This window comes from Bariatricus sp. SGI.019 (assembly GCF_050315235.1).
Classification (GTDB): domain Bacteria; phylum Bacillota; class Clostridia; order Lachnospirales; family Lachnospiraceae; genus JAFBIX01.
Genome location: NZ_JBNPOQ010000015.1, coordinates 23,531 through 39,867 on the forward strand (window position 1 = coordinate 23,531; position 16,337 = coordinate 39,867).

Below are 16,337 nucleotides of genomic sequence, written 5' to 3' on the forward strand. Positions count from 1 at the left end.
GCCTTGTCTAATATTAACTTAACATCTCTTTTAACTTCTGATTTACCATTCCGGGATTGGCCTTTCCTTTCATGGCCTTCATAGTCTGTCCGACAAGAGCTCCAAGAGCCTTTTCTTTGCCGCCTTTATAATCAGCTACTGCCTGCGGATTATCTGCAATGACTTTTTCCAGAACTTCCTGCAGAGCACCTTCATCATTGACAGTCTTCAGTCCATGTTCCTCTACATATTTCTCCGGATCAATGTCTTCTACAAATATCTTTTCGAACACATCTTTTGCGACAGAACTATTAATGGTTCCTGCTTCTGTCAGCTCAATCAGTTTTGCAAGATTTTCCGGTGAGAATCGAATATCTTCCGGCTCCATATCGTTATCTTTCAATAGACGTAAAGTCTCCACCATCAGCCAGTTCGATACCTTCTTCGGTTTCTTGCATATGGCAGTTGTTGCTTCAAAGATATCTGCCATATGCTTTGAGCCGGTAATGATCTCAGCGTCATACTGTGGAATATCGAATTCTTTCTTGTATCTTTCCAGTTTTTCCGTACGGAATTCCGGCTGCTGGGATCTAATCTTCTCAATCCACTCATCGCTGATCACGATCGGCACCAGATCGGGTTCTGGAAAATAACGATAATCCTGCGCATCCTCTTTGGAGCGCATTGCATGTGAAGATTCCTTATTATCATCCCACCTTCTGGTCTCCTGCACCACCTCTTTGCCGTCTTCCAGAAGTTCAATCTGACGTTCCCGCTCTCCTTCGATAGCTCTTGCTATGGCCTTGAATGAATTCAGATTCTTCATCTCCGTTCTGGTTCCGAACTTTTCTGTTCCGACTTCTCTGACAGACAAGTTCACATCCGCTCTCATGGAACCTTCCTGCAATTTGCAATCGGATGCTCCCAGATACTGGATAATCATACGCAATTTTTCCAGATAAGCAATGACTTCATCTGCAGAACGCATATCTGGCTCTGATACGATCTCTACCAACGGAACACCACTTCGGTTATAATCTACCAGAGAAGTGTCATCCCATTCATCATGGATCAGTTTTCCGGCATCCTCTTCCATATGCATCTCATGGATGCGGACTTTCTTCTTCGTATCTCCCACTTCTATCTCAACATAACCATTTCTTGCAATCGGAAGATACAACTGAGAAATCTGATAATTCTGTGGGTTATCAGGATAAAAGTAATTCTTACGGTCGAATTTACATACCTTTGTAATGTCACAATTAGTTGCCAGACCAATAGCCATTGCATACTCTACAACCTGCTTATTCAAAACAGGAAGAGATCCTGGCATACCGGTACATACCGGACAGGTATGGGTATTCGGCGCACCTCCGAACTCTGTGCTGCAGGAGCAGAAGATCTTGGTCTTGGTTGCAAGTTCTACGTGGACTTCCAGTCCGATGACTGTCTCATACTGTTTTGCCATAATTATCTGCCTCCTTTCACAAGTTCTGGTCTCTCATAAGTTCTGGTCTGTTCCAGTGTATATGCTGCGCGGATAATCTTATTTTCCTCAAAACAATCTCCAATAATCTGCATTCCTATCGGAAGTCCCTTGGAATCTGTTCCTACCGGGAGACTGATTCCCGGAAGGCCTGCAAGATTAACGGAAATCGTATAGATATCGCCCAGATACATTTTCAACGGATCACTTAAGCTCTTACCAAGCTCTGGAGCTGTCGTCGGCGCTGCCGGTGCAATGATGACATCATATTTTGAAAATGCTTTGTCAAATTCCTGCTTGATCAACGCTTTTGTCCTTAATGCTTTCAGATAATATGCATCATAATAACCAGAGCTTAACACGAATGATCCAAGCATGATCCTACGTTTTACTTCTGGGCCGAACCCTTCGGAACGTGTTTTTTTGTACATATTATGAAGTCCTTCATATTCCTCGGTACGGTATCCGTACTTTACGCCATCAAAACGTGACAGATTAGAGCTTGCTTCTGCAGATGCAATGACATAATATGCCGGGATTGCATATTGAACAAGGTTCAGATCAAATTCCTCTACAATGGCTCCCTTTTCTTCCAGTACTTTCACAGCATCCAGAATCTTTTCTTTTACTTCGGGATCTAGTCCTTCTCCAAAATAATCTTTTGGAATACCAATCTTCATACCTTTTACATCTTCTACCAGTGCACTGGTAAAATCATATTTTTCCCGTGCAATCGAAGTACTGTCTTTTGGATCATGAGATGCGATAGCTTCCAGAATCGTTGCGCAATCCGTTACATCTCTGGCAATTGGTCCAATCTGATCCAGAGAAGAACCATAAGCGATCAGTCCATATCGGGATACCGTTCCATAAGTTGGCTTTATTCCGACAACTCCACAGAAAGAGCTGGGCTGACGAATCGAACCACCCGTATCAGACCCTAATGCATACGGACATTCTTCTGCTGCCACTGCTGCACAGGAACCACCGGACGAGCCCCCCGGAACATGTTTAAGATTCCATGGATTCTTTGTCTCTCCATAATAAGAAGTCTCGGTAGTACTTCCCATGGCGAATTCATCCATGTTCGTCTTTCCAATAATTACAGCTCCTGCCTTCTCAAGATTTCTCACTGCTTCCGCAGTAAATGTCGGTTTAAAATTACCTAAGATCTTAGAACTGCAAGTCGTCAGCATATCTTTTGTGCACATGTTATCTTTAATAGCAACCGGGACACCAGCCAGTGGACCTGTCAATGTTCCGTCATCAATTAACTTCTGTACTTCTTCGGCACGTTCGAGCGCACCTTCTCGGTCAATCGTCACAAAACTGTGGACATCTTTTTCTACTTTTTCAATCTGTTCGATAGAAGCCTTCACAGCATCCACAACAGATATTTCTTTTGCTTTTATCTTTTTTCCTAATTCTACGGCTGTCAAACTTGTAATATCCATTTTGCTGTTTTCCTCCTATCCAATAGTTTTCGGTACTTTAAAGCTGTTGTCTTTCTTAAGTGGTGCATTGGCAAGAGTATCGATACTGCCATCGCCATTTTCTACAACATCCTCTCGAAATACATTATTGACCGGAAATACATGAGACATTGGTTCTATCCCCTCTGTATCCAGTTCATTCAATGTATCAATATAATCCAACATCTTTTCCATATCAGCCTTGGCATCTTCTTTTTCCTGACCAGACAATTCTAACTTTGCCAAAATGCCAACATATTCTATTGTCTCATCTGATATTTTATTTGCCATAATTCTCCTCCTTAATATCTCGTATAGAAGCCAAGATAATCTGTCGATTCTATCGTCTCGCTCGGGGTCATTATAAGTCTCATACCTTCTTCACAGGTAATCTGGGTGTTTTCTGGAATTACCATGTACTTATACTCTTTACCATCTGACTGATCCTCACCAAGATAGATGCTTTCATAACTATATTCATTTCCATCTTCGGCATAGATTACAAGATTAATCGCACCTGTCCCTTCCAGAAGTTCCAGATCGTATATTCCCGCAGCAAAATCCACACCTGCCGTCCGGGTTCCACTATCTGTGATTTCGTAGGAATCTATGACTGGATTTGCAATTCCATTTACAGAGAGCGGCTGTGCATTTTCCGTTTTCAGTGTCACGCTGGTTTCAGATGATATGGTCAGGATTGCATGATCGAACAACCTAAGATCATCCAGATAATTCTCTTCATCCTGTCCCGCATACTCATATAGATATATTCCATTTTCATAATCAGACACTTGAATCGCATCAAAATCGTACTGAACAACTGCTTCATAATCACCGGCCGGGATATGAAGACCTACTATATAAGTCCCTGAAGGCAGTTCATATTCTGCCTCATCCCCAGACTCAGGATTTTCCTTATCCAGGCTTGCATATGGATCATATTCATAGTCAGTATAATAAGAGTCATCGGAATCAAAAAGCACTGTCTGCATAAGATAACTTACAACACTGAAGATAATCATCCCCGCAATGATTATCAGCATTGCAAAAGCGATAATTCTGGGCCGCTTTGACTTCTTCTTTTTCTGAACCTTCTGGGCCTGTCGATCCTGTGTATTCTTCTTAACATAAGAAGGCTTCTTCTCATCTTCATGGACATGTGTCATCGGCATGTTATCACAGCTGCTTTGATTGACATGATAGTTTTTTTCTGATTTGTTATTATCCAGTCCACACTCCGTACAGATTCCTCTTCTGTCTAACTTTCCCCCACATAACGTACATTTTCTTCCAAACATATACTTTCCTCTCTTGAATACCTGTCCCCTTTTTCTTTTATCCTATTAAAATACTATGGTTCCAGTCTGCTTAAATCTCGTGGAAACAATGTGGTCTCTCTTACATTGTCTTCCCCGATCAGTTTCATTGTCAGACGTTCCAGCCCGATTCCGATTCCACCATGTGGCGGCATTCCATGCTTGAATGTTGCAAGATACTGTTCCATTCCCTCCTGAGACATTCCCCTTGCCTCAATCTTATCTGTCAGCATCTTGTAATCGTGAATACGCTGTCCGCCGGTCGTAATCTCCATACCACGGAACAAAAGGTCAAAACTCAGAGTATATCTGGTATCCTCTGGATCATCCATTGCATAGAACGGACGTTTCTTTGACGGATAATGAGTCACAAATACAAAATCACTGCCCCATTCTTCTTTCGCATACTGACTGATCAATTGTTCCTCTTCCGGTTCCAGATCAAATGGATTTCTCATCTTGTGCTGATACTTCTTAGCAACTTTTTCTTTGATTTCGCTGAAACGAACCGCCGGAATCTTGTCAACTTTTGGAAGCGTAACGCCTAATATTTTCAATTCCTTTGCATATTCTTTTTCTAACAATTCCATAGTATATTGAAGATATCCAGTCTCCATCGCCATAATATCTTCAAATCCGTCAATATACCCCATCTCAAAATCGAGACTGGTATATTCATTCAGATGGCGCTTGGTATTATGTTTCTCAGCACGGAATACAGGAGCCGTCTCGAACACTCTGTCAAACACTCCTACCATCATCTGTTTATAGAACTGTGGGCTCTGGGCAAGTACTGCCGGTCTATGAAAATATTCCAGTTTAAAGATGTTGGCACCGCCTTCTGCACCTTTTGCTCCAATCTTTGGTGTATGAATCTCTGTAAATCCCTGACTATACAAGAAATCTCTAAATGCTCTGGTAAGTCCCTCCTGAATTCTGAATTTGGCACGTTCTCTGACATTACGAAGTGCTATCGAACGATAGTTAAGTTTTGCTTCCAGAGAAGTATTCAGTTTCCATTTAGAAATAGCCAAAGGCATCATCTCATCAACAGGTTCACTCAAGATACGAAGCGTCTCCATACGAATCTCAATTCCATTCGGAGCCTTTTCATTCTCTTCCAACACACCTTCTACTTCTATCGTTGCTGCTTCTTTGATATCTTTCAAATCAAATTTGGCAATTCCTTCTTCATACACTCCCTGAAGAAGTCCTTCTCTTTTTCTCAGAACTACAAAAGCCACTGTGCCCATATCACGAATTGTATGAACCGCACCGTTAACTTTTACTTTCTGTCCAGGTTTTACCTGTTCTAGCAATTCACTGATTTCTAGCGTTTCTTTTGGTTTTACTCCTGTTAAATAATCCATGCTTTTTTCCTCCTTTTCTTCCCGGGACGAACAGCCGATAAATATCAAAAAAACGTCCCGGAATACATACGTATTCCGGGACGGATATCATCTTCGCTATCCGCGGTACCACCCGCATTGAACCTGTATCAGGTTCCTCTCTTACGCGTAACGTGCGCCAACGTACTGACCTACTTAAGTTCAACCAGTCTGCTCCAGAGTGTTCCCTATCGTTCTTATTCCTCAAGGGGCGCTCTCAGTCGGTGACGCCTCATTCCTGTCAAGTTCCAAAGAACAGAGTCTCTTTCAACGCTTTACTTTAATAAATTAAAATTTGTTATATATGTTATCACATGTATTTTCTGATTGCAAGCAAAAAATCATACTTGCACATTTTTTACTGAAAGATATAATGAAATAGAGAGAATATCAAGGAATGAGGGTTATCACCGTGTTAAAAACATTAATAAAACATATTTCAAAATATTATAAAGACACCTTTTTGCTTGCAGTTGCCGGTCTGGTCATTGGAATTCTGGTAGGTATTATTGATGCTGCTTTTGGAACCATTCTTTTTAAATGTACCGCCATCAGAGAACGATACTTCTGGTATCTTCTTCCATTTCTGCCAGCCACAGGGGCCTTTATCTGTCTGATCTATAAGCGCTTTGGGAAAAATGCCAACAAAGGAATGAAGCTGGTCTTTGAAGTCGGTTTTGGTCATAAAGTAGGTCTTCCGATACGGATGGTTCCACTGTCAATGATTGCCACCTGGTTAACTCATCTGTTCGGCGGAAGTGCCGGAAGAGAAGGCGTTGCGGTACAGATCGGAGCTGCTGTCTCTAATAATGTCGGTCGCCTGATTGATAAAGTAACTAATATAAAGGACAGTCAGAAAATGTTCCTGATCACGGGTATGGCTGCTGGATTTGCAGGACTATTCTGCACTCCACTTGCCGCCATCTTTTTTGCATTGGAAGTCCTCGTCGCCGGAAAGCTGGAATATCACGCACTGATTCCGGCAACGGTTGCCTCTTTAAGTGCTGCCTATACTTCCCGTGCATTGGGACTTCGCAAATTCTACATCAATATTTTAGACACATTGAACATCCATCCTTCAAATTATGATATTGTTTTACTTCTAAAAATCGCCCTTATGGGACTGATCTTTGGTGTTGTTGGATCTCTGTTTGCCTTGCTTCTGCGTTATATGCGATTGAAATTAATGTTTGCTTTTTCTTCTCCATTGAAGAAAGCCATCATCATGGGCATTATTCTTGCCGTCTTAATGGCACTTCTTCATCAGGGAAGATATTGCGGTACAGGATCTAATCTAACTGCTCTCTGTTTTGGTGGAGATGAAAATGTCATATATTTTTACGACTGGCTTTTGAAGATGCTGCTCACAATTCTGACATTATCTTCTGGATTTATGGGCGGAGAGGTTGCTCCACTTTTTTCCATCGGTTCCTGCCTCGGTTATGTGATTGCTCCAATGCTTGGATTAGATCCGATGTTTGGTGCTGCACTGGGATTTGCTGCTGTCTTCAGCAGTGGAACCAATACATTGTTAGCCGCAATTTTGGTAGGCGTAGAAAGCTTCGGCTATTCTATGCTTCCATTTTTCTCAGTCGTATGCTTTATTTCATTTATCTTTAACTTTAATAATTCCATTTTCACGTCACAAAAAAGTATCTTCAAGCAATATGGGGACGGGGGTTTTTGAAAAATCCCCGTCCCATTTTACTTTTCTTCAACTGTAATCATATTTTTCACAATATCTTTATTCACCTGATATACCATTTTGGAATCCTTTGCCATAATATAACGATATGTACCAGATTCCTCTACATTCCCAATATATACAGTAAATGTTTCTTCTTTTTCTGTTGAAGAGTCCTGATAAGTTGCAACTGCCGTAATCCTGTTTTCTTCGTCCAGACCGTATTGTAGAAGCTTTTCTTCTGTTACGTGGTAATCTACACATTCTGTCAGAGACAAGGTCCCGAATCCACCTGCCAGCTCTCCTAACTCTCCTTCTTCTTCATATGTATCGGTCATTCCATCTTCTGTAACTTCTACTTTTTTCAGATTACCGCTTCCAATAGACGGAACTGAATCGTTCTCTACGAGTCCAGACAGATCAAATTGAAGGCTGGTTACCAAATCACTGGTAATCGTATACACTTTCTTTGTATCATTAATAGTCACATAATAATTTTCACCAGTAGTATTTCCAATGTACAGAATGCTTTCTTCTTCGTCTTCTGTGGTATAACGAATGGTATATGCCGGCTCCTCCAATCCATAATCCGCAAGATCATCTGGGTTGTCTAACTCTCGAACGGCTGACAGATTCTCCACTTTCGATACAATATCCTCTACTGTGGTCTGATTCATCGGAATCTCTTGATCTGCTTCATAATACCATATTCCATCTTCTTTTTTGAAGGCCATAGTATCTGTCCCATCTGTATAAGACAATCCCAACAATTTCACTTCCTCGGTGACAGCAATCTTTTCTTCCTCTTCCCTGGAATTCTTCTGATTCCAGAAGCGAAGACCAATATACAAGATTGCTAAAACCACAAGAATTCCTACTAATATTAACATACTTTTTTTCTGCTTCATGAATCTTTCCTTTCCTATGCTATGCTTTTCTTCTCTTCCACCAACGCACGAATCCAAACACCAATATAATGAGTGGAATTCCAAAAATCACAAGCAGGCTTATAATTCCGGCATGCTGCATGGTATTATAAGTTACTTCCAGACTCTTTGGCTCAATTGCCACATTCTGCACATCATCAAAATTAGCAGACAATGCATTCATGAATAAATCTAGGTTCTCCAATGTCGAAAAGCTATCTGTAATCTGAGCATCGATCATACTGTCAGCAGAGATTACTGTAAGACGGCTCTCCATATCTTTTTCCTTGTTCGTCTCTTCACTGTCTTCTTCATCCTCTGCTCCGACACTTTCAACAGCGACAGCTCCCAACGTATATGTTCCCTGCTTTTCTTCATCTTCGGTGACAGCATAAGCCTCAGAAGATGTAGTCATGAATGATGTCACAGTGATTGTCTCTCTTGCAGGATCTGTCACATGAAATCCATGTGCATTTACCAAAAGTACCATTCCAGAAGACATTCCTTTCATCATTTCTTCTGATCCATTGATCTGAGGGAAAATATAGTAATAATTTCCCTGATAACATCTCTGCATATCAGCAATATAGCCATCCTCACACTCCATGCCATATTCTTCAAGAAGTGTATCAAGATTCGGAGTCGCATCATCTGTCTCTCCCAGCATTAGGAACACATCTCCACCTTTTGACATGTAATTTTCAATCAACGTCTTTTCATCTTCTGTGATATCTTTCATTGGAGCATATAGAAACAACAAATCACAATCCTCTGGTATCTCACCTTGCATCATCAGATTCAACTCTTCTTCTGCCATGTTATTCTTTCCCAGCAGATCTGATACTGATGTAGAGAATGTATTCTCTCCATGTCCTGTCGTATAATATATTTTTTTTATCGTATCACTGGTCACATAATTGACAGCACTGGTAAGCTGTCCTTCTCCGTCAAATTCAGTCGCAGAAACACTGCCCGTCATATAATAGGAATACTCATCATACACTAAAATGTCCCCAAAGGAAACGGAAGTACTTTTCCCTGTCTTTTCGCTGGTAATCAAGATCGTATCTGAATCCACATTGTTTTCTGTAAGTTCAGAAGGATGCAATACCGGATCAATCCATTCCACTTCAATATTGTCAGATAATTCAGCATATTTCTTAAGAAACGTTTTTATACGTTCATCTGTGGAATCTTTCTCTGCAAATACCTGAAAGGAAATTTTCTGGTCCAATTTTTTCAGCAAATCTTTTGTTGTATCTGAAATCTCATATATCTTATTGTCGCTGACATCAATACTGCGAATACTTTCTGGCAGCTGTCCGGCTATTAGATTTATTACAACTGCAATCGCAATCACCAGTGCAATCATGCCAACACTGTAACTTCCATTCCTGGAAGTCCCACTTCTAAAAATCTTCTTTATTTTTTCCAGCATAATTTCCTCCTAACTCCAACGTCTTTTCTGTATCATCTGCATGGTAAAGAAAAGGAATACTGCAATGAGCGTCAGATATAATATTACTCCGCTTACATCCAGAAGATGATTAGATGCCACACTATTAAATACATTCGTAAGATCTGCTTTTCCCAGTATCTCAGACAACAGGCTCTCGAACAGGGTCGACTTTATCATATAGGTAATCACACATCCGACCACTGCAGCCAGTTCCAACGCTACACTGATCACCCAGTTTTTCGTCATCTGCCATACAGCAAATACCACACAGGATAAAATCACAATGATTCCAAGCATATTTGCCAGCGCAGAGGTCGGAAGGAAATCTAGGATTCCACTCCAAAGGTACAACACCATCAATACTCCAAACGTCCCAATCGCTGCTATGATAACACTCTCCGTCAACGAGGAAATAAACATCCCGATAGCGATATATACACATCCCAATAAAAACAGTAAAAAGACAGAAAGATAATCAATCACAATATACGCTGTCCCTTGTGTCTTAATAATCAGCGGAAAAATCAGATAAATCGCGCATGGAATCGACAGAATAGTTACCATAGCCAGATATTTTCCCATTACAACTTGAAACAAACTAACCGGAGCAGTCAATAGCATCTGATCCGTTTTGTTCTTACGTTCCTCAGCAAAGCTTCGCATGGTAAGAATCGGAATTGCAATTAGATAGATAAATATAGTTGCAGACAATACATATGAAAAATACGGGTATCCATAATTCAGGTTATATGCCATAAAATACACTCCGGTAAATGCCACTAAAAATGCGATAAATACATAACCTATCATGGAATGAAAATAGGATTTCAGTTCTCGTCTATAGATTGCCCTCATTGTCTCTTATCCCCTTTCTTAAACTTACTACTGTTTCCTTCTTGTGTCAGTTCAAGGAAAATCTCTTCTAATGAAGATTTATTCAGTTTTAATGTTAAAAGCGGTAATTTTTCTCCGGCAAATGCAAAAAAGAGCTTCTCCCTGATATCTATCTGCCCCTTTACTTCAATCTCCGCAATCAAGGTCTGATGATCCGTCTTTTTATATTTTACTTTTCTTATTTCCGGTATCTTATTCAAAATTCTCTTTACTGCTTCTTCCGTCTCTTTTGCTTCTATCTCAACATGATTCGTCCCACTCATCAAATTTTCCAGATTCTCAGGAGTATCACTCGCTACAAGGTGCCCATTTGCAATAATCAAAATATAATCACACACTTCTCTTACCTCAGCAAGAATATGCGAACTTAAGATCACCGTATGATTCTTAGCGAGTTTACGAATCAGTTCACGAATCTCTATAATTTGCTTTGGATCCAGACCTACCGTAGGTTCATCCAGAATAATAATCTCTGGAAATCCTAAGATAGCCTGTGCCAGCCCTACTCTCTGCTTGTATCCTTTGGATAGATTATTGATCAGACGATCCTTCACAGGCTGCAGTTTCGTAAGTTTCATAACTGCCCCGATCTGTGCTTCTCTCTCTTTCTTCGGTATCTTTTTCAACTCTGCGGCAAATCGAAGATATTCCATTACCGTCATCTCTGTATACAGAGGTGGTATCTCTGGCAGATAGCCAACACACCTTTTAGCCTCTTCAGGCTCTTTCAAAATATCATGCCCGTTAATCAGTACCTGCCCTTCTGTAGCTCCCAAATATCCTGTCATAATGTTCATTGTAGTTGATTTTCCAGCCCCATTTGGTCCAAGAAAGCCATAGATCTGCCCTTTTTTCACTGTAAAATTCAGATGATTCACTGCCAGATGCCTGCCATATCTCTTCGTAAGATTCTTTACTTCTATCAATGTCTCTCCTCCTATCAAACAAAATCTTCTACCAATATAAGGGAATCCCTTGAAAAGTATGTGATGATTTTATGTTTATTCTGTGAATTCCTTCGTCAAAATAATGCTCTTTTTATTGCACTTCCTTTTCAAAAATCCTATAATGATTTTAGATTTATTATTTTTGACATCGGAGATTATGCATAATGGACAACTTAGATAAAACTCGAAATAGATTCATCGATTCTTTAAAACAACTAATGGAAAAAAAGCCACTAGACAAAATAACTGTAAAAGAGATTGTCGAGACCAGTGGCATGACACGCCAAACTTTTTATAGAAATTTTAAAGACAAGTATGATCTGGTCAACTGGCATTTTAGCCAGCTCGCCGATCGTTCTTTTCGTCAGATGGGTTCCGGCTGCACATTAAAAGAAGGGCTTATTAAGAAATTCCAGTTTATTCAAAATGAAAAACGTTTCTTTATTTCCGCCTTTCAATCCCGTGACTACAATTCACTGATGCAATATGACTATGAATGTATTCTGGAATTTTATACCAATATAATTAAAGAAAAAACCGGAAAATCCCCCAATCGTGACATTGTCTTTCTCTTAGAAATGTATTGTCGTGGTTCGATTGATATGACGGTCGAATGGGTGCGAAAAAACATGAATATGGAACCAGAAGCGATTGCCAATCTACTGATTCTCGCACTTCCAAGACCTTTGGAAGAATTATTTTCTGATATTTGTTAAATCTATACGTTACACATTTAGCCACTTGTCACTTTTGTGACAGGTGGCTTTTTCTGTAACTTTTCTTGATTTCAGCACATTGTTATAATTATGACAAAGCAATTATAAAGGAGAGATGCATTATGTCAAACAGGTTTGTTTTAAATGAAACATCCTATCATGGAGCTGGTGCAATCAATGACATTGCAACCGAAGCTAAAACCAGAGGATTCCAAAAAGCTTTTGTATGTTCGGATCCTGATCTCGTAAAATTTGGTGTTACCCAGAAAGTACTGAATGTATTAGATCAAAATGATCTCGAATATATACTCTATTCCAACATCAAACCAAATCCAACCATCGAAAATGTTCAGACAGGTGTGGAAGCTTTCAAAAAATCTAATGCAGATTATATTATCGCTATTGGCGGTGGTTCCTCCATGGATACTGCAAAAGCAGTCGGCATTATCATTGCGAACCCAGAGCATGAAGATGTGAGAAGTCTGGAAGGTGCCGTTAATACACCCAATAAATCTATTCCAATTATTGCAGTTCCTACTACAGCTGGAACTGCTGCCGAAGTCACTATTAACTATGTTATTACAGATGTTGAAAAAAGCAGAAAATTCGTGTGTGTTGACCCACATGATATCCCTGTAATTGCAATTATTGATCCAGATATGATGTCTAGTATGCCAAAAGGACTGACCGCTGCAACTGGTATGGATGCTCTGACACACGCCATCGAAGGATACATTACTGCTGGCGCATGGGAATTATCCGATATGTTCCACATCAAGGCTATTGAAATCATCTCCCGCTCTTTGAGAGGTGCTGTTGCAAATACTCCGGAAGGACGTGCTGATATGGCTCTGGGACAGTATGTTGCCGGTATGGGCTTCTCCAACGTAGGTCTTGGAATTGTTCATTCCATGGCTCATACACTTGGCGCAAAATATGATACTCCACATGGAATTGCAAACGCAATTTTGCTTCCAACCGTTATGGAATACAATGCAGAAGCAACTGGAACTAAATATAGAGATATCGCAATCGCTATGGGTGTTGAAGGTGTCGAAAATATGTCTCAGGAAGAATACAGAAAAGCTGCCGTCGATGCAGTTAAGAAACTGGCCGAAGACGTCGGAATTCCAAAAGATCTAAAAGACATTGTAAAAGAAGAAGATATTCCATTCCTGGCGGCATCCGCATATGCAGATGCCTGCCGCCCAGGTAATCCAAAAGAGACTTCCGTGGAAGATATCGCTGCCCTGTTCCGGTCTTTGTTATAGGATTTTGATGGGGATGTTTGAATAAGTAGAATGGGTACGGGGCGAGGAAGGAGATACTATCTCACTTTTCTTCGTCCCCAATACCATTACAATTCCGCAACAAATCGCAGGAATGCCTCTCTTCCTTCTGGTGTGCATTTGTATACGCCTGCGTCTTCGAGTACGTGGGTGAATGTAATTCCCACTTCTTTTTTCAGGATGTCCATTACATTTTCTTCTGTAATATGATCGTATTTTGGAAGGAATTGTTCTGCCCACTCGGCATGCTTTTCAATCTTTTCATTGCTTCTGATATCTTTTTTATTCACAAGATAATCTGCTAAGATTTCCAATTCTTCTTTTAATCTGGCTGGCAATACTGCAAGACCCATAACCTCGATCAAACCGATATTTTCTTTTTTAATGTTATGATATTGTGCATGTGGATGGTAGACTCCAAGGGGATGTTCTTTGGTTGTAATGTTGTTTCTCAGAGTCAGATCCAGTTCATAGACATTTCCGACCTTTCTTGCGATCGGTGTGATGGTATTGTGTGGTTCTCCATCGGTATTGGCATAGATGAAAGCCGATTCATCTGTATACCCTCTCCATACTGTCAGTACATGGTCTGCCAGCTCAATCAGGCGTTTTTCATCTTTGCTTCTGATTCGAAGAACAGACAAAGGCCATTTTACGATACCGGCCTCTACATCCTCGTATCCTGAAATAGTTACAATTTTCTCAATAGGTGCTTTTGCCATGGCAAAGGTATAATTTCCACCCTGAAAATGGTCATGGCTAAGAATTGAGCCGCCTACGATTGGAAGATCTGCATTCGATCCGAGGAAATAATGTGGAAACTGTTTGATGAAATCAAATAATTTCACAAATGTCGCACGTTCTATTTTCATCGGCACATGCTGTCCGTTAAATACAATGCAATGCTCATTATAATATACATATGGAGAATACTGGAATCCCCATTTGCTGTCATTGACTGTGACCGGGATGATTCTGTGGTTCTCACGGGCCGGGTGATTCAGACGTCCAGCATATCCTTCATTTTCCATACATAACAGGCACTTCGGATAACTGCTTGCTTTTGCATTCTTTGCAGCCGCAATCGCTTTCGGATCTTTTTCCGGTTTTGACAGATTGATCGTAATATCAATCTCCCCATATGGAGAATCTACTTTCCACTTCATATCTTTCTTCACACGATAGCGACGGATATAATCACTGTCCTGACTTAATTTATAAAAATAATCCGTTGCTTCTTTTGGAGAGATTTCATACTTCTTTGCAAATGTATCCTGCACCTGTGCAGGTCTTGGCATCAGGCAATTCATCAATTTTGTATCAAACAGATCCCTGTATCCGATGCTGTCTTCAATCAAGCCACGCGCTACGGCTTCATCCAACAAATTTCTCAATACAGGCTCCAGCTCAATCTCTCCTTCACCAATCTCAACATCTTCATAATTGTCCTCCTGGAATACATCCAGCAAAAGATTGGTAGCATAGATGCGTTCCGCTTCCGGTGTCAGGCCTGTCTGTATTCCATATTCGACCAGTTTTTTGATATTTTCCGATAACATCTTTCTTCCTCCATATTTATATAATCTTTGCTCCGTCGCCAATCTCTACCACATAAAATTCTGCCTCATGTCCTACTTTTTCCTGGTATGTCTTGCCGATTTCACGGATAAAAGCATCCACAGTATCATTTTTCACAATGCTGACTGTACAGCCGCCGAATCCGCCGCCTGTAATTCTGGAGCCGATTACCCCTGGCATCGCCTGCGCAAGATCCACAAGAATATCAATTTCTCCGCATGACACTTCATAATCGTATCTCAAGGATTTATGAGAAGCGTTCATCAATTTTCCAAAAAGTTCTACATCGTTGTTCTTTAAGGCTTCTACTGCACGGATGGTCCGCTGGTTTTCATAGACTGCATGCTTTGCTCTTTTCTGTCTGACCGGATCTTTAATTGCGTCCTTATGTGCTTCGTATTCTTCCTCTGTCAGGTCTCCCAGTGTCTTAATATTAACTACAGACTGAAGTTCTTTTAATGCCGTCTCACATTCATTTCTTCGATCGTTATATGCAGAATTCACCAAACTGTGCTTTACCTTACTATTCGTAATGACTATCTTAGCATCTTCCAGAACAACCGGAGCATACTCATAATTTAATGTATTTGTATCCAGGAAAATAGCATGATCTTTTTTGCCCATGGCACTTGCAAACTGATCCATGATTCCACAGTTACAGCCATTAAAATTATTCTCAGAATCCTGGCCGATAAGTGCCACATCAATCATAGATACCTGTTCGAATCCAAAAGTGTCTTTTAAGATCAATCCGGTAAGTACCTCCAGTGATGCAGATGAAGAAAGCCCTGATCCATTCGGGATATTACCATATATCAGAATGTCCATTCCGTGAGTCAGTTGATATCCTCTTTTTTCAAAGGCCCACATAACTCCCTTCGGATAATTGGTCCAGCCAGCAGCCTTATCTGGGATCAAATCATCCAGACTTGTCTCAATCACACCAAGTTTTTCAAAATTTGCAGAATAAAACCGTAACACTCTGTCTTCTCTGTCTCTTACAATTCCATAAGTTCCAAGGGTCAGTGCACATGGGAATACATGCCCGCCATTATAATCGGTATGTTCTCCGATCAGATTTACGCGTCCTGGTGCAAAATATGCACGCACTTCTCCTTCCTTTCCATACATCTCTTTAAATCTCTGAATCAGCTTCTCCGTCATCCTCACAACCTCCATTGCTTATATTACGCTTGCATAATT

Annotated in this window: 14 protein-coding genes; 3 read left to right on the top strand and 11 right to left on the bottom strand. The window is 40.5% G+C overall.

Translation table 11 applies throughout. The features are described from left to right. Positions 1–13: 13 nt before the first annotated feature. Genes gatB through aspS form a run of 5 tightly spaced genes read right to left on the bottom strand, consistent with a single transcriptional unit; the run spans position 14 to position 5,623 of the window. Positions 14–1,447, bottom strand: coding sequence for an Asp-tRNA(Asn)/Glu-tRNA(Gln) amidotransferase subunit GatB (gene gatB, locus ACQRD1_RS10565; RefSeq protein WP_427743823.1), 1,434 nt, complete (start codon positions 1,445–1,447; stop codon positions 14–16). Positions 1,448–1,449: 2 nt separating this feature from the next. After that, positions 1,450–2,919 carry an Asp-tRNA(Asn)/Glu-tRNA(Gln) amidotransferase subunit GatA gene (gene gatA, locus ACQRD1_RS10570; protein ID WP_235232620.1) on the bottom strand — a complete coding sequence of 490 codons (1,470 nt, stop codon included), beginning with the start codon at positions 2,917–2,919 and terminating at the stop codon, positions 1,450–1,452. A 15-nt stretch (positions 2,920–2,934) separates the two neighbouring features. Further along, a complete protein-coding gene (gene gatC / locus ACQRD1_RS10575) occupies positions 2,935–3,228 on the bottom strand; it encodes an Asp-tRNA(Asn)/Glu-tRNA(Gln) amidotransferase subunit GatC (RefSeq protein ID WP_235232621.1) in 294 nt (97 codons plus the stop codon). A gap of 11 nt (positions 3,229–3,239) precedes the next feature. After that, positions 3,240–4,235, bottom strand: coding sequence for a hypothetical protein (locus ACQRD1_RS10580; protein ID WP_235232622.1), 996 nt, complete (start codon positions 4,233–4,235; stop codon positions 3,240–3,242). A gap of 53 nt (positions 4,236–4,288) precedes the next feature. Beyond that, a complete protein-coding gene (aspS, locus tag ACQRD1_RS10585; RefSeq protein ID WP_427787518.1) occupies positions 4,289–5,623 on the bottom strand; it encodes an aspartate--tRNA(Asn) ligase in 1,335 nt (444 codons plus the stop codon). A 430-nt stretch (positions 5,624–6,053) separates the two neighbouring features. On the opposite strand from aspS, the gene ACQRD1_RS10590 reads away from it, so the two are divergent. Next, complete coding sequence (locus tag ACQRD1_RS10590) at positions 6,054–7,328, top strand: chloride channel protein (RefSeq protein WP_427787520.1); 1,275 nt, start codon at positions 6,054–6,056, stop codon at positions 7,326–7,328. Positions 7,329–7,345: 17 nt separating this feature from the next. Here ACQRD1_RS10590 and ACQRD1_RS10595 read toward each other — a convergent pair whose 3' ends face one another. Genes ACQRD1_RS10595 through ACQRD1_RS10610 form a run of 4 tightly spaced genes read right to left on the bottom strand, consistent with a single transcriptional unit; the run spans position 7,346 to position 11,530 of the window. After that, entirely contained in the window at positions 7,346–8,215 is an 870-nt protein-coding gene (locus tag ACQRD1_RS10595; RefSeq protein WP_347376369.1) for a DUF4340 domain-containing protein, read from the bottom strand. Between the two features lie 37 nt (positions 8,216–8,252). Next, the gene (locus ACQRD1_RS10600) at positions 8,253–9,689 is read right to left on the bottom strand and encodes a Gldg family protein (protein WP_427787522.1); all 1,437 of its coding nucleotides are present in this window, start codon (positions 9,687–9,689) and stop codon (positions 8,253–8,255) included. Between the two features lie 9 nt (positions 9,690–9,698). Then, complete coding sequence (locus ACQRD1_RS10605; protein ID WP_427787523.1) at positions 9,699–10,565, bottom strand: ABC transporter permease subunit; 867 nt, start codon at positions 10,563–10,565, stop codon at positions 9,699–9,701. Continuing rightward, positions 10,562–11,530: an ABC transporter ATP-binding protein gene (locus ACQRD1_RS10610; RefSeq protein ID WP_427787525.1), complete on the bottom strand. Its 969-nt coding sequence runs from the start codon at positions 11,528–11,530 to the stop codon at positions 10,562–10,564. Before ACQRD1_RS10610 ends, ACQRD1_RS10605 begins: the two co-directional genes overlap by 4 nt. A 185-nt stretch (positions 11,531–11,715) precedes the next feature. On the opposite strand from ACQRD1_RS10610, the gene ACQRD1_RS10615 reads away from it, so the two are divergent. Beyond that, positions 11,716–12,267 carry a TetR/AcrR family transcriptional regulator C-terminal domain-containing protein gene (locus tag ACQRD1_RS10615; RefSeq protein WP_427787527.1) on the top strand — a complete coding sequence of 184 codons (552 nt, stop codon included), beginning with the start codon at positions 11,716–11,718 and terminating at the stop codon, positions 12,265–12,267. 122 nt (positions 12,268–12,389) lie between these two features. Beyond that, positions 12,390–13,538 carry a lactaldehyde reductase gene (gene fucO / locus ACQRD1_RS10620; protein WP_235232630.1) on the top strand — a complete coding sequence of 383 codons (1,149 nt, stop codon included), beginning with the start codon at positions 12,390–12,392 and terminating at the stop codon, positions 13,536–13,538. Between the two features lie 86 nt (positions 13,539–13,624). Here fucO and galT read toward each other — a convergent pair whose 3' ends face one another. Then, a complete protein-coding gene (gene galT, locus ACQRD1_RS10625) occupies positions 13,625–15,115 on the bottom strand; it encodes a UDP-glucose--hexose-1-phosphate uridylyltransferase (protein ID WP_427787529.1) in 1,491 nt (496 codons plus the stop codon). 16 nt (positions 15,116–15,131) lie between these two features. Then, complete coding sequence (locus ACQRD1_RS10630) at positions 15,132–16,298, bottom strand: galactokinase (RefSeq protein WP_427787531.1); 1,167 nt, start codon at positions 16,296–16,298, stop codon at positions 15,132–15,134. Positions 16,299–16,337: the final 39 nt, after the last annotated feature.